Here is a 25,950-nt window from a genome sequence, read left to right on the forward strand (position 1 = left end):
GAGGTGCGATCACTTAGAAAACGTTGATCGGATAGTCGGCGAACAGACGGATTTCGTTACCGCCTACGTTGTACTTGTCGGCATTGCTGGAAACGCGCAACCAGGACGCACGAGCACGCAGGCTCAGGTCTTTGGCCGGGCCGCTTTGGACGACGTATTTGAACTGGTTGAAGATCTCGCGCTCGGTGCCATTGCCACGGTTGGAACCGTCGTCAATGTTGGTGCCGCGCACGTAGGCCACGTTGTAGGTCAGGCCAGGCACGCCGAAGGTGCTGAAGTCCAGGCCGTAGCCGGCTTGCCAGGAGCGCTCGTCCTTGCCGTTGAAGTCGGACCAGTAGGAGTTGGCCAGCAGGATGGTGTTGCCGCCGTCGCCGATGCCGCCAGCGTTGCGGTAGCCGCCGTACAGGTAACCGGTGTCGCCCGTGCTGCGCTGGTGAGCGACGGTGAAGCTGTGCGGGCCGACAGCCCATGTGGCGCCCAGGCTCCAGATCTTGTTGTCGCGAGCGTCTTCGCTGCCTTGGTTTTCCAGGGCGAAGCTCTTGTCCAGCTTGGTTTTGTAGCCATTGAAGTCAAAGGTCAGCGACTGTTTCTCTGGCAGGGCCAGCACGTAGTTGACGTTGACGTATTGCTTCTTCAGCACGTCTTGCATGTCGGAGGCGTACAGCGCGGCCGACAGGTTTTCGGTGAATTTGTAGCTGCCACCGACGTAGTCGATGCTTTTCAGACGGCCGCTGTCGGTACCTTCGGCGCTCTTGCGAGCTTCCTTGGTGAAGTGACCGGCGTCGAGTTGCAGGCCGGCGATCTCTTTGGAGACGATCGACGTACCCGTGAACGTTTCGGACAGCAGACGGGAGTTGTCGTAGGCCAGGACCGGAACGTTAGGGAACTGATCACCGTACTTGAGCACCGTGTTGGAAACGCGGAACTTGACCGCTGCGCCGCCTTTGGCCAGGTCGTGTGGTGCCGAGCCAGGGTTTGCCGAGCCATCTGGATTGGTGGTGCCATTACCCTGCTTGAAGAAGTCGATCCCCCCCGCGCCGGCGCGACCTTGGCCACCGTCCAGACGGATAGCATATTGGCCAATCACATCCACACCCACACCGACGGTGCCTTGGGTGAAGCCGGACTCGAACTTGCCGATGAAGCCTTGGCCCCATTCGGCTTTGTCTTGCTTGCCGTTTTTGTAGTCGCGGCTGATGTAGGCGTTACGGGCTGCGATGTTCAGGTGGCTGTCTTCAACGAAACCCTTGGATTGCTCCTGGTCGTTTGCCATTGCTGTCGATGCGCTCAAAATCCCCAGAGCGATCAGACTCATCCGTTGCTTCAACATTTTTTGTATTCCTTATTACGGGTTGAGTACGCGCGATGACACCAGGCTCCATGTCGCTTTTCTGGTGTCGACTTTTCCGAAAAAAGAAGGCCCGCGGACGACTGAACATGCCGCGGGCCTTTTCTTATTGGATGAGTCATGGCTGTTAGCCACAGGCGTTGGGCGCAATCCTAGTCGCGCGTTGAACTATGTGTCAATTTCGTGAATCGTCTGTATTTAGGCGAAATAATTCTAAGCAAAGGCCTACTGCCTTTCTGAAAACGACCAGATTCTGTCTTTAACGACCCACGAAACACATCTCGTAACATATTTCAAAGCCGATACGTTTGGTAATGGATAACGCACGCAAATGCAAAGCATTACCATTAGCGTGCTTTTTCCTGCCAAACCCTTTGGATGCATTCCACCATGCCTGCCCTTCGCCTGACGCCCATGACCCTTGGGCTTTCTGTTCTGCTGTCTGCCGGTTTTGCCTGTGCCGCCACCACCTTGCCCGAAACCTCGATCAGCGCCGAAGCTGACGAAGACGACCCGCGCGTCAAGGAAACCAGCACCGCGACCCGCACCGCCACACCGGTACGGTATGTGCCCCAGGCCATCGACTCGGTGAAGACCGAAAGCCTGCGCGCCTACGGCACCAACGACCTGGGCCAGGCCTTGAGCGGCATCCCCAACGTCAGCAGCGGCGCCGACACGCGCTTCGACAGTCTGCGCATCCGTGGCTTCGACGCGAGCAACGACTTCTACCTCGATGGCATTCGCGACGACAGCCAGTACGTGCGCGACCTGCACAACATCGAGCGCATCGAAGTGCTCAAAGGCCCGGCAGCCGTGCTTTACGGGCGAGGCGGCCAGGGCGGGATCGTCAACCGCGTGAGCAAACTGCCAACGGCCGGGCGCAAGTCGAGCATCGAGGCCCAGGGCGGCAGCAACGATTTGCGCAGTGTGTATGCCGACCTGAGCACCGACCCCACCGACAACATCAGCCTGCGTCTGAACATGGGCAACCAGGACAACAACAGCTTCCGCGACGGCGTCAGCGGCAATCGCCAACTGTTCGCACCGTCCATGAGCTGGCAGCTCACACCGGATCTGAACTGGCTGGTGCAATACGAATACAGCCGCTACAACCGCACGCCGGATCGCGGCATCCCCGGCGTCAACGGCCGCCCCGCCGACGTCAGTCGCAGCACCACCTACGGCGACAGCCGCGATTACATCGACGACAAGACCCAGTCCCTGCGCTCCAAGCTGGCCTACGAACTCAACGACAACTGGCAACTGCGCCAGACCCTCGGCGTGTTCAAGCTCGACAGCGATTTCGACAACACCTACCAGACCGCCTATGTTGCCTCGACCAATCGGGTGACGCGCCAACGCTGGCAGCAAGACCTGACCACCCTCAACGTCTTCAACAACGTCGAGCTGGAAGGAGGCTTCAGCACCTTCGGCCTGGAACACCGCCTGCTCACCGGCGTGGAGCTGGGCAGCCAGCGCCGCGATCCAAAGCTGTACACCGCCACTGCTGTGAACCGCGGTGGCCAGGCCGTGCCAGCCCTGGACCTCAACCAGCCCAACCGTCGCCTGAGCCACACCGGGCGCATGAGCGTATCGAGTAACAACCACACCGAAGTCGAAAGCCGCGCCCTGTATGTGCAAGACCAACTGCGTCTGAACGACCAGTGGCAAGTGCTGGCCGGCCTGCGTTACGACCGTTTCGAAGTGGACACCAAAAACAAACTGCTCAATACCCGACAAGACGTCAAAAGCCACAGCACCAGCCCGCGCTTTGGCCTGGTGTGGACGCCCCTGGAACACCACTCGTTCTATGCCTCGTGGAGCAAGACCTTCTCACCGGCCGGTGGCGGCCTGATCGGCATCACCCCGAACGCCGCCGGCAGCGTCAACGACCTGAGCCCCGAGCTGACCAAGCAAAAAGAGATCGGCGTAAAAAGCGACTGGCTCGACGATCGCCTGAGCACCACCCTGGCGGTGTACGAACTGGAACTCTACAACCGCCGCACCAGCGACCCGCTGGACCGCACCATTACCCTGCTCAGCGGCCTGCAGCGCTCGCGCGGCGTGGAGCTGACAGCCACCGGCAAGATCGTCGGCAACTGGTCTGTACGCGGTGGTGTCGGCCTGCAGGATGCCAAGGTCGAGAAGGACAACAACGGCTTTGAAGGCAAGCGCGTCAGCGACGTGGCCAAGCGCAATGCAAGCCTGTTCATCACCTGGAAACCGGAGATGGGCTGGTACGCGGAAACCGGTTTGACCCTGGTCGGCGACCGTTATGCCGACAGCCTCAACACCGTGGTGCTGCCGGGTTATGGCAGTTGGGACGCGTTGGTCGGGTTCCGGCAGAAAGAATGGGATGTGCGCGCGGCGCTGAACAATATCGCCGACAAGACCTACTACGAATCGGCGACCAGTGTGGCGCAGATTCAGCCGGGCGAGCCGCGTAACCTGGTGGTGACGGGCACTTATAGCTTCTAAACGTAAACCCCCTTCTTATCGCAGCTGCCGAGCGCAAGCGAGGCAGCTGCGATGAAGCCAAGGCTATTTCGTTAGTTACTCATCAACTCGCACAACGCGTGCATTTCAGCCTCGCTGAACAACCCCACCGGGTAGCGTTCACTCATCACACTGCGCAAATCCGGCTGCTGCCTGGCTTGTCGCGAGCCGTTTTCCTTCAACCAGAGCCCCAGCGCATGGATCGCGTCACCGTCAACCCGCGAAGGGTGGAAGGTGCGCGTGTACATCGGGTTGATATTGGCATTCATTTCGGCGCTCTCTCCTGCTGCGTGAGCGGCTAACTTACTCAAGGTTTATGACAGAACTGTGCGGTCATCACCCTGGGACACTGGGGCAACACCGATACAAGAGCTATGCCAATGTCGCGTGTTTATAGGTGGGCGGACACAAAAAAGCCCACGACCGTGCTGGGCCGTGGGCTTGCTGTAGAGACCGAAACCGAGGGACGCCCGGTTGCCGGAAAGGCGTTGTTACAACTGCACTCAGTTTTTATGCGGGGCCGGCTGTTGTTGGGTCAGGCAATGGATATTACCGCCACCCAGTAACAGTTCACGGCCCGGCACCATCACCACTTCGTGCTGCGGGAACAGGTCCTGCAGGATAGCCTTGGCTTCAGCGTCCAACGGGTCGTCGAAACTTGGCGCGATGATGCCGCCGTTGACGATCAGGAAGTTGACGTAGGAACCCGCCAACCGCACGGTCGGATTACGTTCCTGTGTGCCGTCCACCGGATCGACCCCTGCGCACTCTTCCTCAGTGGCATACAACGGCCCCGGGATCGGCATTTTATGCACCGTGAACGAGCGCCCCCGGGCGTCGGTGCTGCTTTGCAGGACGGCCATGGCGGCTTGGCAACGCGCGTAGTTCGGGTCTTGCGGGTCGTCGGTCCAGGCCAGCAATACTTCGCCTGGGCGCACGTAGCAGCAGAAGTTATCCACATGGCCGTCGGTTTCGTCGTTGAACAGGCCGTCCGGCAGCCAGATGATCTTATCCACAGCCAGGTTGGCGCTGAGCACCGCTTCGATTTCGGCACGGTCGAGGTGCGGATTACGGTTGCGGTTGAGCAGGCATTCCTCGGTGGTAATCAGGGTGCCTTCGCCGTCGACGTGGATCGAGCCGCCTTCCAGCACGAAACCCTCTGTGCGGTAACGCGGCGCGCGCTCGATTTCGAGGATCTTGCCGCCCACCTGCGAGTCGCGGTTCCACGGCGAGTACAGGCCACCGTCAAAGCCGCCCCAGGCGTTGAAATCCCAGTTCACGCCGCGCACTTCGCCACGGTCGTTGATCACGAACGTCGGGCCGGTATCGCGCACCCAGGCGTCATCGCTGGACATTTCCACCACACGGATATTCGGCAGGTCCAGGCGGGCGCGGGCGTTTTCGTACTGGCCGGCAGAAACCGCCACGGTCACCGGCTCAAACCGTGCGATGGCCTTGGCCACCGCCACGTGAGCCGCCTGCGCGGGCTTGCCGCCCAGGCGCCAGTTGTCCGGGCGCTCGGGCCACACCATCCAGGTTTGGGTCTGTGGCGCCCATTCGGCGGGCATATGGAAGCCATCGGCGCGGGGGGTGCTGTGCAGGGTGGTCATGGCGATCAGGACTCCGAATGGGGTAAAGGCCGACTTTATAACGGATAAAAATCGGCCTTAGAAGAGAATAAACAGCATGAATGAAAAATATGACAGCCAATGACCGATAACAATCGATTATTTACAGTTGCTCATCCAGCACCTTCGACAGCATGTCGACAAAGAAGTCCACGCTACGTTTGGAGGTCACCATCGGCGGCTTGATCTTGAGGATGTTCAAATAATCGCCAGTCGGCTGCATGAAAATCCCCAACTCTCGCAATCGATCACACAACAGGGTGGTCTCTTCGGTGGCGGGCTCCAGGGTTTGCCGGTCACGCACCAACTCCAGGCCCAGATAGAAACCGGAACCGTGAACCGCGCCTACCAGGGGATGACGGTCGATCAGTGCTTCCAGCCGCGCCTTGAAATGCCCGCCGACCACCTGGGCGTTTTCCCACAATTTTTCTTCTTCCATCACATCCAGCACCGCCATGCCGATCCGGCAACTTACCGGGCTGCCCCCCGACGATGAGAAGAAATACCCCTCGGCCTCCAATGCCTCGGCGATCTCGCGACGGGTGATCACCGCGCCAAGTGGCTGACCATTGCCCATGCCCTTGGCCATGGTGATGATGTCGGGCACCACGCCCTGCTCTTCGAAGCCCCAGAAAAAGTGCCCCATGCGGCCGTAGCCCACCTGCACTTCATCGGCGATGCACACGCCGCCTTGGGCACGCACCAACCCGTACACCTGCTGCAAGTAACCCGGCGGCAGGGAGATGCCGCCGGCGTTGCCGTACACCGGTTCACAGATAAACCCGGCCAGTTGGCGCTTGCTCGCAGCGATTTTCGCCAGGTTATGTTCCACGCTTCGTACGTAGTCCGGCGCACTGTCCTGCCCGCGGAATTCACCGCGATAGGTGTTCGGCGCGGTAACCGGATGGACCCACTCCGGGCGGCTGCTCAAGGCCTGGGGATTGTCCGCAATCGAGGTGGACACCGCATCCGCCGCCACCGACCAGCCGTGATAGGCCTCCAGCACACTGAGCATGTCGCGCCCACCGCTGTAGGCCCAGGCCAGGCGGATGGCCAGGTCGTTGGCCTCGGTGCCGCTGTTGACCAGGAACACCCGATCCATGCCCGCCGGCGCCAGCGCCAGCAAGCGCTCGGAAAACTCGGCAATGGCGGCATAGTGAAACCGCGAGTTGGTATTGAGCAGCGACCATTGCCGCGCCGCCACCGCCGCCATGCGCGGGTGGCCGTGACCCAGTACGGCGACGTTATTGAGCATGTCCAGGTAGGAACGGCCCTGCATATCGATCAGGTGGTTGCGCCAGCCGCGCTCGATGCGTGGCGGGTCGACGTAATAGTGCTTCTGCGAGCGGGCGAAACTGGCATCACGCCGGGCCAGCAGGGCATGGGGGTCGAGTTCCGGTTCGGCATCGCAGGCCAGTCCCAGTAACCCCGCAGGCGAGGGGCACAAGGCTTGCCAGGCCAAGGCCCGGGACGGTGTACAAAACAGCGGCGGTTCGAGGTCGGCGCGGCACAGTTGCACGGTCAGCGGCCCATGGACCTCACCGAGAACCTGCCCCTCCACCAGCAATGAACCGTGCTTCAACCGGGTGTCCACGCCCCACAACCGCACGCTCAGCTCCACCCCTTGCACGCTCACAAGGCCATCGGCGTCCTGATGCAGCGTTCCGGCAAAAGGCGCCTCCAACACCGTGCCATGGGGCAGATGCAGCTCTACGTGGAGGGGGAAAGTCTGCGGTTCGGTGGCACTGTCCGGGCAGGTACGCGACAGCCGATATTGGCCATAACGACTTGCCGCCAGCCCATGCACCGCCGCCGCCTGATCCAGCAGTTGCCGATCAATGCCGGGCAGTTCCCAGTTGCCGGCTTCGAAATGCGGGCTGAGCACACCCAGGTCGATCAGCGCGAACTCACGCCCCACCAGGCCCGGTAGCAACGGCGCGAAGTCCTGGCTGGCAATCGACGGCAGCGTCTCACCGACACTGCCGAGAATCGCAGCCTCCATCAGTTCAAACGGCACCGACGTCGCCACATGGAAAATTTCCCACTCGTGTTCGGCGTTTTTCAACAGGTAAGTGTTGTCCGGATCCAGGCGTTGCTGCTGTTCGCTGCTTAGTACCAACACTGCCGCACGGGCGACGATCAGTGGCCACAACGCCTGCAATTCCTCGCGTTGCAACGGGGTCACGGCATGGCAGGCCCGGACCGCCGGCAGGATGGCAAACGGGTCGCCCTCGGCATGGTGCAACAGAGCCGCACAGGTCACCGACAGGTCGGCAATCCGCCAGGTGTGCACCAGGTCGCCGAAATCGATGACGCCTTGCAGTTGCCAGTGCCGTTGCGCATCGCGCTGCCACACCACGTTGTCATCGGTGATGTCCATGTGCACCGCTTGCCAGGGCAGGCGGTCGGCCAGGGGGCGAATGCGCTGTTCAACCTGCTCGGCCACCTGTTCCAGCGCGGCGCGGTGGGGCAGGTTTTCCAGGGTGGCCAACAGATAGGTGATCAGTTCCCGGGCATGGCGTGGGTCCCATTGCAGGGTACGGTCCAATCCAGGGTGGGAGAAATCCGCCAGCGCGCGGCTCATGCGCCCGCACAGGTCGCCGAAGCCTGCGATCACGTCGCGTCCCAAATGCGGCAGATGGGTCAACGGCTGGCCGTCGATATAGTCCAGCAGCCGCAGATGCAGGGGCTGGCCATCGACCGTCACGCTCAACAGCTCTTCACCGTCCAGGGCCTTGATGACCTTGGGCACCCGCACGGCCTGCAGGGTGTCGAGGGCCGCGTGCTGGGCCTGCAGCTCAATCGCCGCATAGTCGCCCCGGCAGATTTTCAGAACAAACCGACCGCGGGCACTGTCGATTTTGTAATTGAGGTCTTGCTGGCTGCCCAGTGATTGCAGGGTGCCCGTGAGGCCGTAGTGCTGCTCGAGCAATTGCGCTGCCTGGTCGGGGCCTACTTGCGGGCAGGGTAGATTGGCGCGATGGATCAACGTAGCAAGCAGCATGGGCGTGGCCTCGTTTTTTTCAGGGGTGTATATCGCCATTGTTCAGGTGAGTTAGGCAACCCCCCTACGCATACCGCGCTTGCGCCTATCTTCCGCACAACTCAAGCTATGCTTCATTCGCTTAATGTCCGTCTAAGGAAAAGGCCCTCCGACATGCGCATTCTCATCACCGGCGGCGCTGGATTTATCGGCTCCGCCCTGATCCGCCATCTGATTCAAAACACCGAACACGAAGTGCTCAATCTGGACAAACTTACGTATGCAGGCAATCTGGAATCACTGACCAGCATTGCGTCTAACAGCCGCTATGAGTTCGTACAGGCCGATATCATTGACCAGGCCAGCGTCAGCGCCGTGCTGACGCGCTTCGAGCCACAGGCAATCATGCACTTGGCCGCAGAATCCCATGTCGATCGTTCGATTGACGGGCCGTCGGATTTTATCCAGACCAATATCGTCGGCACCTACAGCCTGCTGGAGGCCGCCCGTGGCTATTGGCAAACACTCGCCGAGCCAGAAAAACGTGCGTTTCGCTTCCACCATATTTCCACCGACGAAGTCTACGGCGACCTCCACGGCGTGGACGACTTGTTCAGCGAAACCACACCCTACGCGCCCAGCTCGCCCTACTCGGCCAGCAAAGCCGCGTCCGACCACCTGGTCCGCGCCTGGCACCGCACGTACGGCCTGCCCGTGCTGCTGACCAATTGCTCCAACAACTACGGGCCTTTCCACTTCCCCGAGAAGTTGATCCCGCTGGTTATCCTCAACGCCCTCGCGGGCAAACCATTGCCGGTCTATGGTGATGGTTTGCAAGTGCGCGACTGGTTGTTTGTCGAAGACCATGCCCGGGCACTGCTCAGCGTCGTGACACACGGCGTGGTCGGCGAGACCTACAACATCGGCGGCCACAACGAACAGAAGAATATCGACGTAGTACGCAGCATCTGCACCCTGCTGGAGGAATTGGCGCCGCAACATCCCCACGACGTGGAGCAATACACCGACCTGATCACGTTCGTTAAAGACCGTCCAGGCCACGACCAACGCTACGCAATCGATGCCGGCAAGATCGAACGCGAACTGGGCTGGGTACCCGAAGAAACCTTTGACACCGGGCTGCGCAAAACCGTGCAGTGGTACCTCGATAACCTGGAATGGTGCCGCAGGGTCCAGGACGGTAGTTATCAGGGTGAACGCTTGGGCAATACCGACACGAGGGATCTGATCGCATGATGAAAGGAATCGTATTGGCCGGCGGCTCCGGCACCCGCCTGCACCCCATCACCCTGGGTGTGTCCAAGCAGCTGTTACCGGTGTATGACAAGCCGATGATCTACTACCCGATCTCGGTGCTGATGCTGGCGGGCATCAAAGAAATCCTGGTGATTTCCACCCCGGCGGACTTACCGCAATACCGCAACCTGCTGGGCGATGGCAGCCAGTTCGGCGTCAGCTTCAGCTACGCCGAACAACCGCAGCCGGACGGCTTGGCACAGGCCTTTCTGATTGGCGAACAGTTCATCGGCAGCGACCCCGTGTGCCTGATCCTGGGCGACAACATTTTCCACGGCCAGCGTTTCAGCGAGCAGCTGCATGCAGCGGTAAAGCGCGGCAAAGGTGCCACGGTATTTGGCTATTGGGTCAAGGATCCGCAGCGCTTCGGCGTGATCGACTTCGACAGCGAAGGCCGCGCCCTGTCCATCGAAGAAAAACCGACTACGCCCAAATCAAGCTATGCCGTCACCGGCCTGTATTTTTACGACAACGACGTGATCAGCATCGCCAAAGCCGTCAAGCCCTCGGCCCGCGGCGAGCTGGAAATCACCGACGTCAATAACGCCTATTTAAAGCGCGGTGACTTGCAGGTAGAGCGCTTCGGTCGAGGGTTCGCCTGGCTCGATACCGGCACCCACGACAGCCTGCTGGAAGCCTCACAGTACGTGCAGACCATCGAACACCGTCAGGGCCTCAAAGTGGCGTGCCTCGAAGAAATCGCCTACAGCAACGGCTGGATCGACCGCGACCATCTGCTCGAACGCGCCCAATACTTCGGCAAGACCGGCTACGGCCAATACCTGTACACGTTGGCGGGAGACAACCGGTGAACGTCGTTGACACCTCACTCCCTGGCGTAATGATCATCGAGCCCAAGGTGTTCGGTGACGAGCGTGGTTTTTTCTACGAAAGCTTCAATGCTCGCGCCTTTGCAGCGGCCACCGGGCTCAAGCGCGAGTTTGTCCAGGACAACCACTCGCGCTCGCAAAAAGGCGTGCTGCGCGGCCTGCATTACCAACTGGAACACACCCAGGGCAAACTGGTGCGGGTTACCGCCGGTGAAGTGTTGGACGTGGCTGTGGACATCCGCCGCAGTTCGCCGAATTTCGGGCAATGGGTGGGCGTGCGTCTGTCGGCACAGAACCATCGCCAGTTGTGGGTGCCGGAAGGCTTCGCCCATGGCTTTGTGGTGTTGAGCGACTCCGCCGAGTTCTTGTACAAGACCACCGACTACTACCAGCCCAGTGCGGAACGCAGCATCCTGTGGAACGACCCGACGTTGGCCATCGACTGGCAACTGAGCGAACCGCCGCAACTGTCCGCCAAGGACCAGGCTGGAAAACTGCTGATGGACGCCGATCTGTTCCCATGAAAATCCTGATCACCGGCCAACATGGCCAAGTCTCCCAGGCACTGCAACAGCAGCTCCAGGGCCTGGGCGAACTGATTGTCCTCGGCCGCGAGCACCTCGATCTGGCCGACGCCAAGCACATCCGCCAGCAGGTGCGCGCCCATCGCCCCGACCTGATCATCAACGCCGCCGCCCACACGGCTGTGGATCAGGCCGAAAGCGAACCGGACCTCGCCTTCGCCATCAACGCCACCGCCCCCGGAATTCTCGCCGAGGAAGCCAAGGCCCTGGGCAGCCCGTTGATCCACTACTCCACCGACTACGTGTTCGACGGCAGCAAGCCTGGGCCCTACACCGAAGCAGACACGCCCAACCCCTTGGGCGTCTACGGCCAGAGCAAACTGGCGGGTGAACAGGCGATTGCCGCAGTGGGAGGCCAGTACCTGATCCTGCGCACCAGCTGGGTCTACTCCAACCACGGCAAGAACTTCCTGCTGACCATGCAGCGCCTGCTGCAAGAAAAACCCCACCTGCGCATCGTCGCCGACCAGATCGGCGCGCCGACGTGGGCCGTGACCATTGCCGCCAGTACGCGCGCCCTGATCGAACGCTGGCAGGCGGGCAAGGCCGGGGAATGGGGCATCTACCACCTGACCGCCGAGGGTGAAACCTCGTGGTTCGGCTTTGCCCAGGCGATCGGCGAGCACCTGCGCGCCAGTGGCCGCGCGTGTGCCGAACTGGAGGCGATCCCGTCCAGCGCCTACCCGACGCCCGCCCGGCGCCCGCTGAACTCACGCCTCGATTGCAGCCACCTGCGCCTGCAATGGCGCGTCAGTCAGCCCTTGTGGCAAGACGCATTGCGCGAGTGTCTTGCCGGGCAGCACTAGGCATAATGCGCCTGTACCCACAGGCGCACGACTCCCATGACTCCACCCCTTCCGCGAAGACCCCGCTGGCGCAGTCTCGCCCTGTTGGCCCTGTGCCTGGCACCGTTGCTGTGGCCGCTGGAGCACTTGGCCGAGCGTTACTATCGCAGCGAACTGGCCGGGCAAAACCGCCAGACCCTCGATCTGTACGTCGCCAACCTGCTGGGCACCCTGCATCGCTATGAAGTGCTGCCGCAGATCCTCGGCGACTTGCCGGCCTTGCGCACGGCGCTGGCCGCGCCGCAGGTCAGTACCAACCTGGTCAACGCCAACATGCTGCTCAAGGACGTCGCCGCCCAGGCCGGGGTGGAAGTGATGTATCTGATGGACACCACCGGCAAGACCCTCGCCGCGTCCAATTGGGACAAGCAGGACAGTTTCGTCGGGCGCAACTTCTCGTTCCGGCCCTATTTCAGCGAAGCCATGGCCGGGCGCCTGGGACGGTTTTTCGGGCTGGGCACCACCTCGGCCAAGCGCGGCTATTTCTTCGCCGCCGCCGTGCGCGATGGCGACACGATCATCGGCGTACTGGTGGTCAAGGTCGACCTGGACCACACCGAAAGCCTGTGGGGCAATACCCCGGAACAACTGCTGGTCACCGACCACAACGGCGTGGTGATCCTCACGTCGCGCCCGCAATGGCGCTTCCGTGCCACCCGGCCGCTGACCGCCGAGGAACGCCAGGCCATCATCGCCATCCAGCCCTACCCCACGCGCGACCCGCAACCCTTGAGCCTGAGCAGCAGCGCATGGCTGCGCCAATCCACCGCCATTGCCGAGACCGGCTGGAATGTGGAGATCCTGGCACCGCAATCCTTGATCAGCCGCCCGGTGCGCACGGTGGTCGCCGTGGGCGGCGCCACGTTGCTGGTGTTGATGCTGCTGCTGGGCCTGTTGATGCAACGCCGCCGCCACTACCTGGAACGCATCGCCTTCGAAGCCAAGGCCCGCCGCGAGCTGGAGATGCGCGTGGTCGAACGTACCAGCGATCTGGAAGGCCTCAACCGGCGTCTCAAACAGGAGGTGCTGGAGCGCGAACACGCCCAGCAGGAACTGGTGCGCGCCCAGGATGACCTGGTGCAGGCGGGCAAGCTGTCAGCGCTGGGCACCATGTCGGCGAGTATCAGCCACGAACTCAACCAACCCCTGGCGGCGATTCGCAGCTATGCGGAAAACGCCGAGATCCTGCTCGACCACGAGCGCACCAGCGATGCCCGGGGCAATCTCAAGCTGATCAGCGAACTGACCGGGCGCATGGCCTCGATCATCGCCCACCTGCGCGCCTTCGCCCGGCGCGACCGGCACGCGCCGGAGAGCGTGGCCCTGCAACCCGCCCTCGACGATGCCCTGGCGCTCCTGGCCAAGCGGCGGCGCTCGATGGAAGTGGAACTGATCCGCGATTTGCCGGAAGCGACCCTGTGGGTACAGGCCGGCGAAACCCGCCTGCGCCAGGTATTGGGCAACCTGCTGGCCAACGCCCTCGACGCCCTTACCGAAAAAGGCCCGCCGCGCAAACTGTGGCTGAGTGCCGAAACCACCGCCCAGGGCGTCAACCTGTACATTCGCGACAACGGCCCGGGCTTTTGCATGGAAGCCCTGGGCCGCGCCAGCGAACCGTTCTACACCACCAAGACCCGCACCCAGGGCTTGGGCCTGGGCCTGGCGATCTGTGACACCCTGATGCGTGCCTTTGGCGGCGAACTGCTGTTTGCCAACCACAAGGAAGGTGGCGCGCTGTTAACCCTGAAATTGCGTGCCGGCTCGCCGGGCGTCAGTCTGCAACCGTCCGAGGACCGCAGTGTATGAGTATCGATAACCAGATTCAGGTGGTGTTGATCGACGATGATCCGCACTTGCGTCAGGCCCTGTGCCAGACCCTGGACCTGGCCGGGCTGAACGTCCTGCCCCTGGGCGAAGCCACCGGCATCACCGCGCGCCTGTCGCGGGATTGGCCGGGCGTGGTGGTCAGCGACATCCGCATGCCCGGCATGGACGGCCTGGAGTTGCTGGCCGAGCTGCACGGCCAGGATCCGGACCTGCCGGTGCTGCTGATCACCGGCCACGGCGACGTGCCGCTGGCGGTGCAGGCCATGCGCGCGGGAGCCTATGACTTCCTCGAGAAACCCTTCGCCAGCGACGCCTTGCTCGACAGCGTGCGCCGCGCCCTGGCCCTGCGCCGGCTGGTGCTCGACAACCGCAGCCTGCGCCTGGCCCTGAGCGACCGCCAACAACTGAGCACCCGCCTGGTGGGGCACTCGCCACAGATGCTGCGCCTGCGCGAGCAGATCGGCGCCCTGGCCGCAACCCGCGCGGATGTGCTGATCCTCGGCGAAACCGGCGCCGGCAAGGAAGTGGTGGCCCGCGCGCTGCACGACCTGTCGAGCCGGCGCAGCGGGCCGTTTGTGGCGATCAACGCCGGGGCGTTGGCCGAGTCGGTGGTGGAGAGCGAACTGTTCGGCCATGAGCCCGGCGCCTTTACCGGCGCGCAGAAGCGGCGCATCGGCAAATTCGAATTCGCCAACGGCGGCACGTTGTTCCTGGATGAAATCGAAAGCATGAGCCTGGACGTGCAGGTCAAGCTGCTGCGCCTGTTGCAGGAACGTGTGGTGGAACGCCTCGGCGGCAACCAGCTGATCCCGCTGGATATCCGCATCATCGCCGCCACCAAGGAAGACCTGCGCCAGGCCGCCGACCAGGGCCGCTTCCGCGCCGACTTGTACTATCGCCTCAACGTCGCGCCGTTGCGTATTCCGCCACTGCGCGAGCGCGGTGAAGATGCGTTGATGCTGTTCCAGCACTTCGCCGACGAAGCCAGCAGCCGCCATGGCCTGCCGTTGCATGAGCTGCAACCGGGCCAGCGTGCCCTGCTGTTGCGTCATAGCTGGCCGGGCAATGTGCGCGAATTGCAGAACGCCGCCGAGCGCTTCGCCTTGGGCCTGGAGTTGGCGCTGGACAGCACCCCGGACAACCCCGCCAGCAGCGTGCTGACTTCCACGCCGGGCGGCTTGAGCGAGCAGGTCGAGCAGTTCGAAAAAAGCCTGATCGCCGCCGAACTGACCCGCCCCCACAGCTCCATGCGCAGCCTCGCAGAAGCCCTCGGCGTACCGCGCAAGACCCTGCACGACAAATTGCGCAAGCACGGCCTGAACTTCGCCAACCCAAGCACTGACGACGAATGACCCTGCCCACCCACCAAGAGGCCGCCATGAGCCGCGACAGCCGTTACCTGGAATCCATCCTCCACCACGACATCCCCCTGACCCGCGAAATGGGCCTCAAGGTACTCGACTGGCAAGACGGGCAACTGCGACTGCATCTGCCCCTGCACGCCAATATCAACCACAAGAGCACCATGTTCGGCGGCAGCCTCTACTGCGGCGCGGTGCTGGCGGGTTGGGGCTGGATGCACCTGCAACTGCGCGAGGAAGGGATTGAAGACGGGCATATCGTGATTCAGGAAGGGCAGATCAGTTATCCGCTGCCGGTGACGCACGACGCGACCGCCATTTGCGCGGCACCGGAGGAGAAGGTGTGGAAGCGTTTTTTGGCGACCTACAGGCGCTATGGCCGGGCGCGGCTGGCGTTGGACACCTGGATCGTGAATGAGGGCAGTGAAGAGCGGGCCGTTACGTTTACCGGCCAATACGTCTTGCACCGCTAGAAGCCAATACACAAAAAAATGTGGGAGGGGGCTTGCTCCCTCCCACATTCAGATCGGCTGAGGTATTAAGAGCGGGCCAAGGTCAGCAACCGCTCACGCCACGCCGCCTTCGCCGGCAACGCCAGGAAAAACGGATTCAGCAACGACGCCCGCGCCGGATAGCTGAACGGCTCGCCACTCAACTCCAGCACCTCGCCGCCCGCCCCTTCCAATACACCCTGGGCCGCCGCCGTATCCCACTGCGAAGTCGGCGCCAGCCGCGGGTAGCAATCGGCACTGCCCTCGGCCAACAGGCAGAATTTCAACGAGCTGCCGATATTCGCCAGCTTCAACTCACCCAACCCTTCGCTCAAACCGTCCAGCAGACGCTCTTGCTCGGGGCTGGTATGCCGGCGGCTGGCGACCACGGTGAACGCCTCACCCACTGCCGGGGCCTCGCGCACCTGGATCTGCCTGGGCGCTTCGTTCACGTCGGAACGCCACGCCCCCAGGCTGGCACCACCGAAGTAGCAACGGCCACTGGTGGGCATGGACACCACGCCGAACACCACGCGCCCCTGTTCGACCAGGGCAATATTGACGGTGAATTCTTCGCTGCCGGCGATAAATTCCTTGGTGCCATCCAGCGGGTCCACCAGCCACCAGCGCTGCCAGCCGGCACGTACGCTCTGGTCGATGTCAGCGTCTTCTTCGGACAGCACCGGGATGCTCGGGTCCAATGCGGTAAGGCCCGCAAGAATCAGATGGTGGGCGGCCAGGTCGGCCGCCGTGACCGGCGAATCATCGGCCTTGGAGGTCACCGCCACATCGGCGCGCCAGTACGGCAGGATCACTTCACCCGCCTGGCGGGCCAGTTCGATCACAGGGGCGATAAACGGGTGGCCTAAAAACAGTTCGCTCATGGGGTAAACGCTCCACGCTGAATCAACAAATCTCGTACCAGGTACAACGCCGCCAGGGCGCGGCCTTCGCTGAATTGCTCGTTTTGCGCAAGCTGCGACAGCTCGCGCAGGTTGACCCTGTCCACACGCATCGGCTCGGGCTCATCACCTTCCAGGCGTTCTTCATAGAGTTCGGTGGCGAGCACCACCTGGATTTTCTGGCTCATGTAGCCAGGGGATAACGACAGCTCGGTAATGTGTTCCAACTGCCGTGCGCCGTAGCCGGCTTCTTCCTTGAGTTCCCGGTCGGCCGCCGCCAGCACGTCTTCGCCGGGTTCGATCAGGCCCTTGGGCAACGACAGCTCATACTCATCGGTACCGCCGCAGTACTCTTCAACCAGCAACGCATGATCTTCGTCGATCATCGCCACGATCATCACTGCGCCGTAGCCGGCACCGCGGCCCACCAGGCGCTCGTAGGTCCGTTCAACGCCATTGGAAAAGCGCAATTGCACTTCCTCCACGCGGAACAAACGGCTACTGGCGACTATTTCGCGGGCGAGGACGGTGGGTTTCTGGCGCATAAGCGGCTCCTTGGCGTGATCGGGTTACTATACCGTGGCTTTTCCGATTGTCTGTGTCGGATATCTTTACTTACATGAGACCGCACCATGCCCTCTTTGCCCTGGCACGCCATCGACACCGTCCTGCTGGACATGGACGGCACCCTGCTCGACCTGCATTACGACAACCATTTCTGGATGGAACACCTGCCCCAGCGTTACGCCGAACTGCACGGGGTGAGCCGGGCCATGGCCGAGATGGAGTTGCAGCCTCTGTTCGAGCGTAACGCCGGACAGTTGCAATGGTATTGCCTGGATTTCTGGAGTGCGGAGCTGAACATCCCGGTGCGCGAACTCAAGCTGGAAACCGCCCACCTGATCGCCCTGCGCCCGGATGCCGACACCTTCCTGGCGGCGATCAAACGGGCAGGCAAGCGCGTGATCCTGATCACCAACGCCCATCGTGATTCGCTGTCGTTGAAATTGGAGCGCATTGAACTGGCGCCGTATTTCGAGCGACTGATCAGCTCCCACGACTACGGCTTCGCCAAGGAAAACCCGCAGTTCTGGGATGCCTTGCAGGCTGACATCCAGTTCGATCCGGCTCGCAGCCTGTTTATCGATGACACCCTGCCGATCCTGCGCAGTGCCCAGGCATTTGGCGTGGGGCATTTGCTGGCGGTGAAAGAACCGGACAGCAAAAAGGGGCCAAAGGACACGGCTGAATTTGCAGCAGTCGGTGACTACCGCGATCTCATTGTCGGGCTCTGAACCCTGTGGGAGGGAGCAAGCCCCCTCCCACCTTTTCGCCCGTGTATTACTCAGGAATACGCAGTGTCTGCCCTGGGTAAATCTTGTCCGGATGGGACAACAGCGGCTTGTTGGCCTCGAAGATCTTGTTGTACAGGTTGGCGTTACCGTACACCGTCAGGGAGATCGCGCTGAGGGTGTCACCCTTTTTCACCACGACGAAACGGGCGGCGGCAACTGCCGGGCCGGTTACGGTGATCTGGTCATCCACACTGGCCACGCCTTGAATGTTACCCAGCGCCAGCAGAATCTTCTCTTTCTCTTCCTGGGTGGCGACTTCACCGGTCACGGTCACTTTGTCGCCATCCACCGTGGTCTGCACATTCGGATTCCCCAGACCCACCTTCGCTACGTGTTCCTTCAACTGCTCACTCGCGTTGGCATTACCCGGCGTCAACAGGTCGACAATCTTTTCGCCGGCTTCTTTGATAAAGCTGAAAATGCTCATAGTGCGCTCTCCTTGGTAGTTGATTTCCAGATGCCCAAGACTAGACCAGTCCGGCAGACTTGGGTTCCAGCCCGACCAAAGACGCAAACGCGCTAGAATCCCCCCGCCATTGGAATAAGCCCTGGAGCGAAGATGGACATCAAGCAGCTGAAATTCCTCATCGCCCTCGACGAGACCCGTCACTTCGGCCAGGCCGCGGCGCGTTGCCACATCACCCAGCCAACCCTTTCGATGCGCCTGCGCAACCTTGAAGAAGAGCTGGACTTGCCGCTGGTCAATCGCGGCCAGCGCTTCGAAGGGTTCACCGCCCCCGGCGAGCGCGTGCTGGCCTGGGCACGCACGGTGCTGGCGGCCTATGACGGTTTGCAGGCCGAAGCCGCCGCCTGCCGTGGCAACCTGGTGGGTACGTTGCGCCTGGGTGTGGTGCCGTTGTCGAGCTTTGATCCGCTGGCGTTGATGCAACAACTGCACAAGGAGCATCCGAGCCTGCGCTTTGAGCTGTCGGCCCTCAGCTCCGAGCAGATCCTCGAACAGTTGGCGAGCAATCGCCTGGACCTGGGCGTGTCCTACCTCGACCGCCTGGACAACGAGCGCTTCGACTCCCTGGCCCTCGGCGAAACCCGCATGGGCCTGCTCTACGACCAGCGCTATTTCAGTTTTGGCGACAAGCCGCTGAGCTGGGAGGCCTTGATCGAACTGCCCCTGGGCATGCTCACCAGTGGCATGCACTTCCGTCAGTCCATCGACCACAACTTCCACAGCCGGGGCCTGCACCCGCAGCCGCTGTTACAAACCGACGCCGTCCATCAGTTGCTACAAGCGGTGCATGGCGGACTGTGCTGCGCCGTCATGCCGTTGGACGGCGGCCTGGACGCCCTCACCGAACATTTGCGCCTGCAACCCATCGAAGACGCCCACACCCTGGCGCGCCTGGGCCTGATCATGCGGCGCAGCGCACCGCGTTCGGCATTGGCAGAGGCGTGTTTCGCGCTGTTTCAGAAATCGCAAACAGAGTCTTGATCGACGTCATCTATCGGTAGATCAGTACTGGCAATTAGACGCGACGCTTTGTCGCGCCTAGTCTAAACACTGATCAATCCGCCGGTGGTACTGCCCCATGAACGCCAAGCGCCCAGTCTGCGCGGCGCCTGCTCCGGAAACGTCCGCGCCCGTCGCCAGCCAGAGCTACCAGTTTTGCAACCTCGAGCACACTGAAGTCGCCAGCACCGCCTTGGCGGAAGAAGTGGCGTTGGCGATTGCCTATAACGACATCAGCCAGGCCGTCATGCTGGTCACGCCCACGGACCTGGAAGACTTTATTGTCGGGTTCAGCATCGGCAGCGGCATTATCGCCGACGTCAGCGATATTTATGATCTGAAACTTAGCGGTTCGGGTTCGGCCCAATACGCTCAGGTGCAGATCTCCAGCCGTGCGTTCTGGAACCTCAAGCAGCAGCGCCGCCAGCTGGCAGGCACCAGCGGCTGCGGCCTGTGCGGAGTGGAAGCGGTGGAACAGGCCCTGCCGGACCTTCAAGTGCTGCCCGGCGCGCCCTTGCCGCCTGCCGAATGGCTCGACGGCCTGCGCCAGCGCATCAGTGCGTTCCAGCCTTTGGGCCAGTACAGCGGCGCTGTGCATGCGGCCGTGTTCATGGATAACCAGGGCGAATTGCTGATGGGCCGTGAAGACATCGGCCGGCACAACGCCCTCGACAAGTTGATCGGTGCGCTGATCCGCCAACGGGTCCCCACCGACGGAGGGCTGGCGATTGTCACCAGCCGTTGCAGCCTCGAATTGATCCAGAAAGTCCTGCGCGCGGGCATCCAGACCCTGGTCAGCCTGTCGTCGCCCACCGGCCTGGCCCTGCAATGGGCCCGCCGGCATCACCTCAATCTCATCCACCTGCCGCAGAAAAGTGCGCCGCGGGTCTACAGCCCTGCGATGGAGAACCAGCCGTGAGCAATCATCATCAAGCCGACCAAACCCCAACCCCGCGCTACAAGCCTTACAAGGGCCCGGCTGGCGGCTGGGGCGCGCTGATCAGCGTGGCACAGGCGTGGCTGACCAGCGACAACGCGCTGAAAAACCTGCGCATGATGCTCAAGACCAACCAGAACGGCGGCTTCGACTGCCCGGGCTGCGCCTGGGGCGACTCGCCGGAAAGCGGCATGGTCAAGTTCTGCGAGAACGGCGCCAAGGCGGTCAACTGGGAAGCCACCAAGCGCCGCGTTGACGCAGCGTTTTTCGCCAAGCACAGCGTCACCGCGCTGCTGGAGCAAAGCGACTATTGGCTCGAGTACCAGGGCCGCCTGACCGAGCCGATGCGCTACGACGCCGAAACCGACCGCTACACCCCCATCAGTTGGGAAGCGGCCTTCGACCTGGTCGGCAAGCACCTCAACGCCCTGCCCAGCCCGGACATGGCCGAGTTCTACACCTCGGGCCGTGCCAGTAACGAAGCGGCGTACCTGTACCAGCTGTTTGTGCGCGCCTACGGCACCAACAACTTCCCGGATTGCTCGAACATGTGCCACGAGGCCAGCGGCGTGGCCCTGGCCCAGAGCGTGGGGGTCGGCAAAGGCACCGTGACTTTTGATGACTTCGAACATGCCGATGCGATATTCGTCTGGGGCCAGAACCCCGGCACCAACCACCCGCGCATGCTCGAACCGCTGCGTGAAGCGGTCAAACGCGGTGCCCAGGTGGTGTGCATCAACCCCCTCAAGGAGCGCGGCCTGGAGCGCTTCCAGCATCCGCAGCATCCGCTGGAAATGCTCACCAACGGCGACAAGCCGACCAACACCGCGTACTTCCGCCCGGCCCTGGGTGGCGACATGGCCATCCTGCGCGGCATGGCCAAGTTCCTGCTGCTGTGGGAGCGCCAGGCTCAGGCCGAAGGCAAGGAAGCCGTGTTCGATCACGACTTTCTCAATGAACACACGGCCAACGTGCTGGATTACCTGGGCCAGATCGACGACACCTCCTGGGATGAAATCGTCGAACAGTCCGGCCTGACCCTGGTCGAGATCGAGCAAGCGGCGCGCATGTACGCCAAGGGCAAGAACGTGATCATGTGCTGGGCGATGGGTATCACCCAGCACCGCCACTCGGTGCCGACCATCCAGGAAATCGCCAACCTGATGCTGCTGCGCGGCAACATCGGCCGCCCCGGCGCCGGCCTGTGCCCGGTGCGTGGCCACAGCAACGTGCAGGGCGACCGCACCATGGGCATCAACGAACGCCCACCGGTGGCGTTCCTCGACGCCCTGGAGCGGCGCTTCCAGTTCCAGGTGCCGCGCACCAACGGGCACAACGTGGTGGAAGCAATCCACGCCATGCTTGAAGGTCGCTCCAAGGTGTTTATCGGCCTGGGGGGCAACTTCGCCCAAGCCACCCCGGACAGCCCGCGCACCTTCGAAGCACTGCGCAATTGCGACCTGACCGTGCAGATCAGCACCAAGCTCAACCGCAGCCACCTGATGCACGGCAAAGACGCGCTGATCCTGCCGTGCCTGGGCCGCACCGACATCGACATCCAGGCCGAAGGTCCGCAAGCGGTGACGGTGGAAGACTCGTTCAGCATGGTCCATGACTCCAACGGCCAACTGCAGCCGCTGTCGAAGTTGATGAAATCAGAACCGGCCATCCTCGCCGGCATCGCCGCCGCGACCCTGGGCAGCAAACCGGTGGACTGGAACTGGTTGGTGGCCGACTACAGCCGCATCCGCGACCTGATCGCCGATACCATCCCAGGCTTCAAGGACTTCAACGAACGCCTGAAACACCCCGGTGGTTTCTACCTGGGCAACTCCGCAGGTGCCCGGCGCTGGAACACGCCTTCGGGCCGTGCCAACTTCCGCCCGAACATCCTGCCCAAGGACCTGATCCACGAGCGCACCCACGCCACGGGCCACGTGCCGGACCTGATCATGCAATCGATGCGCTCCCACGATCAGTACAACACCACCATTTATGGCCTGGACGACCGCTATCGCGGGGTCAAAGGCCAGCGTGACGTGCTGTTCGTCAACGAAGCCGACATCATCCGCCTCGGCTTCAAGCCGGGGCAGAAAGCCGACATCGTGTCGTTGTGGGAAGACGGCCGCGAGCGTCGTGTGAAGGGCTTCACCTTGCTGGCGTTTGATATTCCGGCGGGGCAGGCTGCGGCTTACTACCCGGAAGTGAACCCGTTGGTGCCGCTGGAAAGCACCGGGGATGGCAGCCATACACCGACGTCGAAGTTCGTGGCGATACGTTTGGAAGCTGCCAGTGACAATGGGCTGATCATGGCGCGTTCGGCCTGACTGATCATTTCGGGCACAAAAAAGGCCGCTTTTGCATAAAAGCGGCCGCTCCGAAGTAGCTAAAGACTCGCAAAAACTACTTAAGTTCCCGAGCTAAAACAGTAACTTAGAGAATTGTGTACAACTCGTGTTACTGGTCGGATTTCTATTGTAACCATGTCAATACAGCCTCAGGATCGCGCCGTCATCCTCTTGAGGTCTCTCTATGAAGTTCTCCTCGATTCTCTTGTTGTCCCTTGGCCTGGTCAGTGGCGCAGCCATGGCCGGTGGCACCACCGAAGCCGGTGTGGGCGGCGCATTGGGCGGGGTTCTAGGCTCGGTTGTCGGCCAGCAGTTGGGCGGCAACACCGGTTCGACCATCGGCGCGGCCCTGGGCGGCGCAGGCGGTAGTGCGGTCGGCGCCGACAAGCGCAGCCGCGGCGAAGCAGCCATTGGCGGCGCACTGGGCGCAGCCGGCGGCAACGTGGTGGGCCGCAGTGTCGGCGGCAGCACCGGGGCACTGATCGGTTCAGCGGCCGGCGGTGGCGCGGGCGGTGCGCTGGGCAACTACATGGGCAACAAGAGCGATGACGATGATCGTCGTAGTCGTGATAGCCGCCGTTATGACCGCGACGACCATCGCGGCCGCGGCCACGCCTACGGGCATCGCAAGAACAAGCATCACTACCGTCACCGCTAAGCGCTAAAGAACACTGTAAAACCAATGTGGGAGGGGGCTTTCTCCCTCCCACATTTTTTGGCTTCTACAGTGTTTGTTGGATCGATTCAGACCACCAACCGCTGCAACGCCTCGCGCAACACACTCGGAATCGTCACCGGCTGGTTCGTCCCCCGATCCACGAACACATGCACAAAGCGCCCCGCCGCACAGGCCTCCTCTTCGCCTGCCTTGAACACCGCCAACTCGTACTGCACGGAGCTGTTGCCCAGCTTGCCCACCCGCAGGCCGATGTCCAGGCGGTCGGGAAAAGCAATCGACGCGAAGTAATCGCACGCCGAACTCACCACAAACCCCACCACCTCACCGTCATGAATATCCAACCCACCCTGTTCGATCAGGTAGGTATTCACCGCCGTGTCGAAGAAGCTGTAGTAGGTGACATTGTTCACATGGCCGTACACATCGTTGTCGTGCCAACGCGTGATGATCGGCTGGAAGTGACGGTAATCGGCGCGTTGCGGCATCGAGTCAGGCATGGGCACGTCTCATGAAAGTAGGGTTACAGGTCACTCAAGTGGGCCTGGGCCCACTCACGCACGTCGGCGTAGGGGTAGTCTTCCAGCGCTGCGAAACCGGGAATGCCCCGCGCCTTCAACTTGGTAAACAACGGCACGCTGATACCCCCCAGGAACCGTGTCAGCCGCTCAGCGCCCGGCAACTGTCCGGTGTGCTCATGATGCCTGTGGATAAAATCACCGCACAGCCCCATGAAGTTTTTATCCACAAGTGGCGGCAGGCTCGGCGGCGCCGGCAAATGCGCGACGTGACCGTGGCACACGGAGCAGTGCCCGCAGCGCTGCGGTGCATTTTCATCACCAAAGTAACGCGCCAGGCGCTGCCCCAGGCAATGTTCGGTGGCGAACAGATCGAGCATGGCGTGAATCCGCGCCACTTCCGTCACCTCGTGCTGCTTGAAGCCTATGTATAACTCGGCGCTCAACACCTGTGGATCAAACTCGGTATCCAGCAGGCTGTAGACCTCCGTCATCTGCTTGCTTTCCAACTCGATCAGGCCTTGTTCCTGGAAGTAATCCAAGGCCTTCACCACCCGACTGCGTTCGGCATTGTGTTGCTGGTAAAGCGCATCGAAATCCACGGTCGCCCAGGTTTTCGCACGCTTGCACACCTGGATGATCGCCGCGACAAACTGCTGGCGCTCGCCGGAAAAACGCGTCAGCAGAGCCTCGGGCTCGACCAGGTACTTGAAGCGGTATTCGGCATAAAACGCGTAGCGCGGCGCGATCACGCCCTTGAGCTCCAATTGCACCAACAGTGTCTTCAGTGGCAGTTCGCGGATGTTGCTGTGGTCCGACAGCGACCTCAGCAGGAACTCCCACTGCCCTTCACTGCGCGCGGCCTGCAACTCTTCCAGCACCCGCCGAATACCGTCCTGCTCCGGCGTATCGCCATACACGAAGTTTTCCAGCACATTGAGGCTGTCGCGGTTGGCCAGCACCAGGCAGTCCGAGGGCTGCCCATCACGCCCCGCACGGCCGATTTCCTGGCTGTAGTTCTCGATGGATTTGGGCAGGTCAAAATGCACCACATTGCGGATATCGCTCTTGTCGATGCCCATGCCAAACGCGATGGTAGCGACGATGCAATTGGAGCGCCCGCCCATGAAGCGCTGCTGGATGCCTTCACGCCTGTCGTGGGGCAAGCCGGCGTGATACGCCTCGGCCTGGATACCGTTGCGGTTCAGGTGCTCGGCAATCTGCTCGGCGGTTTTCTGCAAGGTGACGTAGACGATGCTGGGCTGGTTGGCCCGCGCGCTCATCCACTGCACCAGGCGACGACGCTTGTCCGCACCAGCGACCGGCTCCACCAACAGGTTGAGGTTGGGCCGGTAGAAGCCCGTGGTGACCACGTCGTCCGGCGCAATGGCGAACTTGGCCTGCATGTCGGCAATCACCTTGGGCGTGGCCGTAGCCGTCAGCAGCAGCGCTTGCGGGATCTTGAACTGGCGCTGGTAGTCCGGCAGCTTCAAATAATCCGGGCGGAAGTTGTGGCCCCACTCGGAAATACAGTGCGCCTCATCCACCACCAGCAGCGAGATCTGCACACTTTGCAGGAAGTGGCGAAAACGCTCGTTCTTCAAGCGCTCCACGGAAATCATCAGGATTTTCAGCTCGCCCGACCGCGCGCGTGCCATCACGTCATTGGCGTCCTCGCGGCTTTGCGCCGAATCGATACTGCCCGCCGAAATACCGTGGCGTTGCAGGAAGCCCAACTGGTCCTGCATCAACGCCAACAACGGCGACACCACCAGCGTCAGGTGTGGCAGCAACACCGCCGACAGTTGGTAACACAGGGACTTGCCCGATCCCGTAGGAAAAATGGCCGCAGCCGAACGACCTGCCAGTACGGCGCTGACCGTTTCTTCCTGGCCCGGACGAAACTGTGGATAACCAAAGACCTGCTGGAGGGTGTCGTGCATAGGCTGTCACTCCATTGACCGCTGAAGGTGGCTTAAAAACGTAGCCCAGTAAGCTCAGCGAATCGAGAAAGGTCGCATGGAAAAAAGAGACAGGAT

The 25,950-nt window shown here is 61.9% G+C and carries 22 protein-coding genes; 13 read left to right on the top strand and 9 right to left on the bottom strand.

Translation table 11 applies throughout. The features are described 5' to 3' along the window. Positions 1–13 precede the first annotated feature (13 nt). Positions 14–1,330 carry an OprD family porin gene (locus C8K58_RS10450; protein WP_027605121.1) on the bottom strand — a complete coding sequence of 439 codons (1,317 nt, stop codon included), beginning with the start codon at positions 1,328–1,330 and terminating at the stop codon, positions 14–16. 408 nt (positions 1,331–1,738) lie between these two features. Between C8K58_RS10450 and C8K58_RS10455 the strand changes: the two genes are divergently transcribed. Beyond that, entirely contained in the window at positions 1,739–3,826 is a 2,088-nt protein-coding gene (locus tag C8K58_RS10455; RefSeq protein ID WP_027605122.1) for a TonB-dependent siderophore receptor, read from the top strand. A gap of 71 nt (positions 3,827–3,897) precedes the next feature. Here C8K58_RS10455 and C8K58_RS10460 read toward each other — a convergent pair whose 3' ends face one another. The 3 genes from C8K58_RS10460 to C8K58_RS10470 all read right to left on the bottom strand — a co-directional run bounded on the left by C8K58_RS10460 (position 3,898) and on the right by C8K58_RS10470 (position 8,476). Beyond that, entirely contained in the window at positions 3,898–4,113 is a 216-nt protein-coding gene (locus tag C8K58_RS10460) for a hypothetical protein (protein ID WP_027605123.1), read from the bottom strand. A gap of 234 nt (positions 4,114–4,347) precedes the next feature. Next, the gene (gene aguA / locus C8K58_RS10465; protein ID WP_108573687.1) at positions 4,348–5,454 is read right to left on the bottom strand and encodes an agmatine deiminase; all 1,107 of its coding nucleotides are present in this window, start codon (positions 5,452–5,454) and stop codon (positions 4,348–4,350) included. A gap of 121 nt (positions 5,455–5,575) precedes the next feature. Further along, entirely contained in the window at positions 5,576–8,476 is a 2,901-nt protein-coding gene (locus tag C8K58_RS10470) for an aminotransferase (protein ID WP_108573688.1), read from the bottom strand. A gap of 153 nt (positions 8,477–8,629) precedes the next feature. Between C8K58_RS10470 and rfbB the strand changes: the two genes are divergently transcribed. Genes rfbB through C8K58_RS10505 form a run of 7 tightly spaced genes read left to right on the top strand, consistent with a single transcriptional unit; the run spans position 8,630 to position 15,692 of the window. Next, a complete protein-coding gene (rfbB, locus tag C8K58_RS10475) occupies positions 8,630–9,712 on the top strand; it encodes a dTDP-glucose 4,6-dehydratase (protein WP_108573689.1) in 1,083 nt (360 codons plus the stop codon). Then, positions 9,709–10,584 (top strand): glucose-1-phosphate thymidylyltransferase RfbA, encoded by an 876-nt coding sequence (rfbA, locus tag C8K58_RS10480; protein WP_108573690.1) that lies wholly within the window; start codon positions 9,709–9,711, stop codon positions 10,582–10,584. Before rfbB ends, rfbA begins: the two co-directional genes overlap by 4 nt. Further along, complete coding sequence (rfbC, locus tag C8K58_RS10485) at positions 10,581–11,126, top strand: dTDP-4-dehydrorhamnose 3,5-epimerase (RefSeq protein WP_027605128.1); 546 nt, start codon at positions 10,581–10,583, stop codon at positions 11,124–11,126. Before rfbA ends, rfbC begins: the two co-directional genes overlap by 4 nt. Further along, positions 11,123–11,992 (top strand): dTDP-4-dehydrorhamnose reductase, encoded by an 870-nt coding sequence (gene rfbD, locus C8K58_RS10490; RefSeq protein ID WP_108573691.1) that lies wholly within the window; start codon positions 11,123–11,125, stop codon positions 11,990–11,992. The genes rfbC and rfbD overlap by 4 nt, the downstream gene beginning before the upstream one ends. Before the next feature lie 36 nt (positions 11,993–12,028). Then, on the top strand, positions 12,029–13,837 hold the full coding sequence (locus tag C8K58_RS10495) for an ATP-binding protein (protein WP_108573692.1): 1,809 nt from the start codon (positions 12,029–12,031) through the stop codon (positions 13,835–13,837). Further along, on the top strand, positions 13,834–15,210 hold the full coding sequence (locus tag C8K58_RS10500; protein ID WP_108573693.1) for a sigma-54 dependent transcriptional regulator: 1,377 nt from the start codon (positions 13,834–13,836) through the stop codon (positions 15,208–15,210). Before C8K58_RS10495 ends, C8K58_RS10500 begins: the two co-directional genes overlap by 4 nt. Before the next feature lie 26 nt (positions 15,211–15,236). Further along, a complete protein-coding gene (locus C8K58_RS10505) occupies positions 15,237–15,692 on the top strand; it encodes a YiiD C-terminal domain-containing protein (protein ID WP_027605132.1) in 456 nt (151 codons plus the stop codon). A 65-nt stretch (positions 15,693–15,757) separates the two neighbouring features. Here the strand turns inward: C8K58_RS10505 and cysQ are convergent, their stop codons facing one another. Continuing rightward, positions 15,758–16,594, bottom strand: coding sequence for a 3'(2'),5'-bisphosphate nucleotidase CysQ (cysQ, locus tag C8K58_RS10510; RefSeq protein ID WP_108573694.1), 837 nt, complete (start codon positions 16,592–16,594; stop codon positions 15,758–15,760). Then, positions 16,591–17,157 carry an ADP compounds hydrolase NudE gene (nudE, locus tag C8K58_RS10515; protein WP_027605134.1) on the bottom strand — a complete coding sequence of 189 codons (567 nt, stop codon included), beginning with the start codon at positions 17,155–17,157 and terminating at the stop codon, positions 16,591–16,593. Before nudE ends, cysQ begins: the two co-directional genes overlap by 4 nt. Before the next feature lie 87 nt (positions 17,158–17,244). On the opposite strand from nudE, the gene yrfG reads away from it, so the two are divergent. Then, positions 17,245–17,907: a GMP/IMP nucleotidase gene (yrfG, locus tag C8K58_RS10520; protein WP_108573695.1), complete on the top strand. Its 663-nt coding sequence runs from the start codon at positions 17,245–17,247 to the stop codon at positions 17,905–17,907. Between the two features lie 46 nt (positions 17,908–17,953). Here yrfG and lysM read toward each other — a convergent pair whose 3' ends face one another. Beyond that, entirely contained in the window at positions 17,954–18,394 is a 441-nt protein-coding gene (gene lysM, locus C8K58_RS10525; RefSeq protein WP_027605136.1) for a peptidoglycan-binding protein LysM, read from the bottom strand. Between the two features lie 132 nt (positions 18,395–18,526). Between lysM and C8K58_RS10530 the strand changes: the two genes are divergently transcribed. The 4 genes from C8K58_RS10530 to C8K58_RS10545 all read left to right on the top strand — a co-directional run bounded on the left by C8K58_RS10530 (position 18,527) and on the right by C8K58_RS10545 (position 23,375). Continuing rightward, entirely contained in the window at positions 18,527–19,414 is an 888-nt protein-coding gene (locus C8K58_RS10530) for a LysR family transcriptional regulator (protein WP_027605137.1), read from the top strand. A gap of 97 nt (positions 19,415–19,511) precedes the next feature. Then, positions 19,512–20,351, top strand: coding sequence for a formate dehydrogenase accessory sulfurtransferase FdhD (gene fdhD, locus C8K58_RS10535; RefSeq protein WP_108573696.1), 840 nt, complete (start codon positions 19,512–19,514; stop codon positions 20,349–20,351). Beyond that, the gene (locus C8K58_RS10540) at positions 20,348–22,696 is read left to right on the top strand and encodes an FdhF/YdeP family oxidoreductase (protein WP_027605139.1); all 2,349 of its coding nucleotides are present in this window, start codon (positions 20,348–20,350) and stop codon (positions 22,694–22,696) included. Before fdhD ends, C8K58_RS10540 begins: the two co-directional genes overlap by 4 nt. 205 nt (positions 22,697–22,901) lie before the next feature. After that, positions 22,902–23,375 carry a glycine zipper domain-containing protein gene (locus tag C8K58_RS10545; protein WP_027605140.1) on the top strand — a complete coding sequence of 158 codons (474 nt, stop codon included), beginning with the start codon at positions 22,902–22,904 and terminating at the stop codon, positions 23,373–23,375. 86 nt (positions 23,376–23,461) lie between these two features. Here the strand turns inward: C8K58_RS10545 and C8K58_RS10550 are convergent, their stop codons facing one another. Then, positions 23,462–23,893: a thioesterase family protein gene (locus C8K58_RS10550; protein WP_108573697.1), complete on the bottom strand. Its 432-nt coding sequence runs from the start codon at positions 23,891–23,893 to the stop codon at positions 23,462–23,464. 23 nt (positions 23,894–23,916) lie between these two features. After that, positions 23,917–25,854 (bottom strand): ATP-dependent DNA helicase RecQ, encoded by a 1,938-nt coding sequence (locus C8K58_RS10555; protein WP_108573698.1) that lies wholly within the window; start codon positions 25,852–25,854, stop codon positions 23,917–23,919. Positions 25,855–25,950 lie beyond the last annotated feature (96 nt).

This window comes from Pseudomonas sp. GV047, assembly GCF_003058245.1.
Classification (GTDB): Bacteria; Pseudomonadota; Gammaproteobacteria; order Pseudomonadales; family Pseudomonadaceae; genus Aquipseudomonas; species Aquipseudomonas marginalis.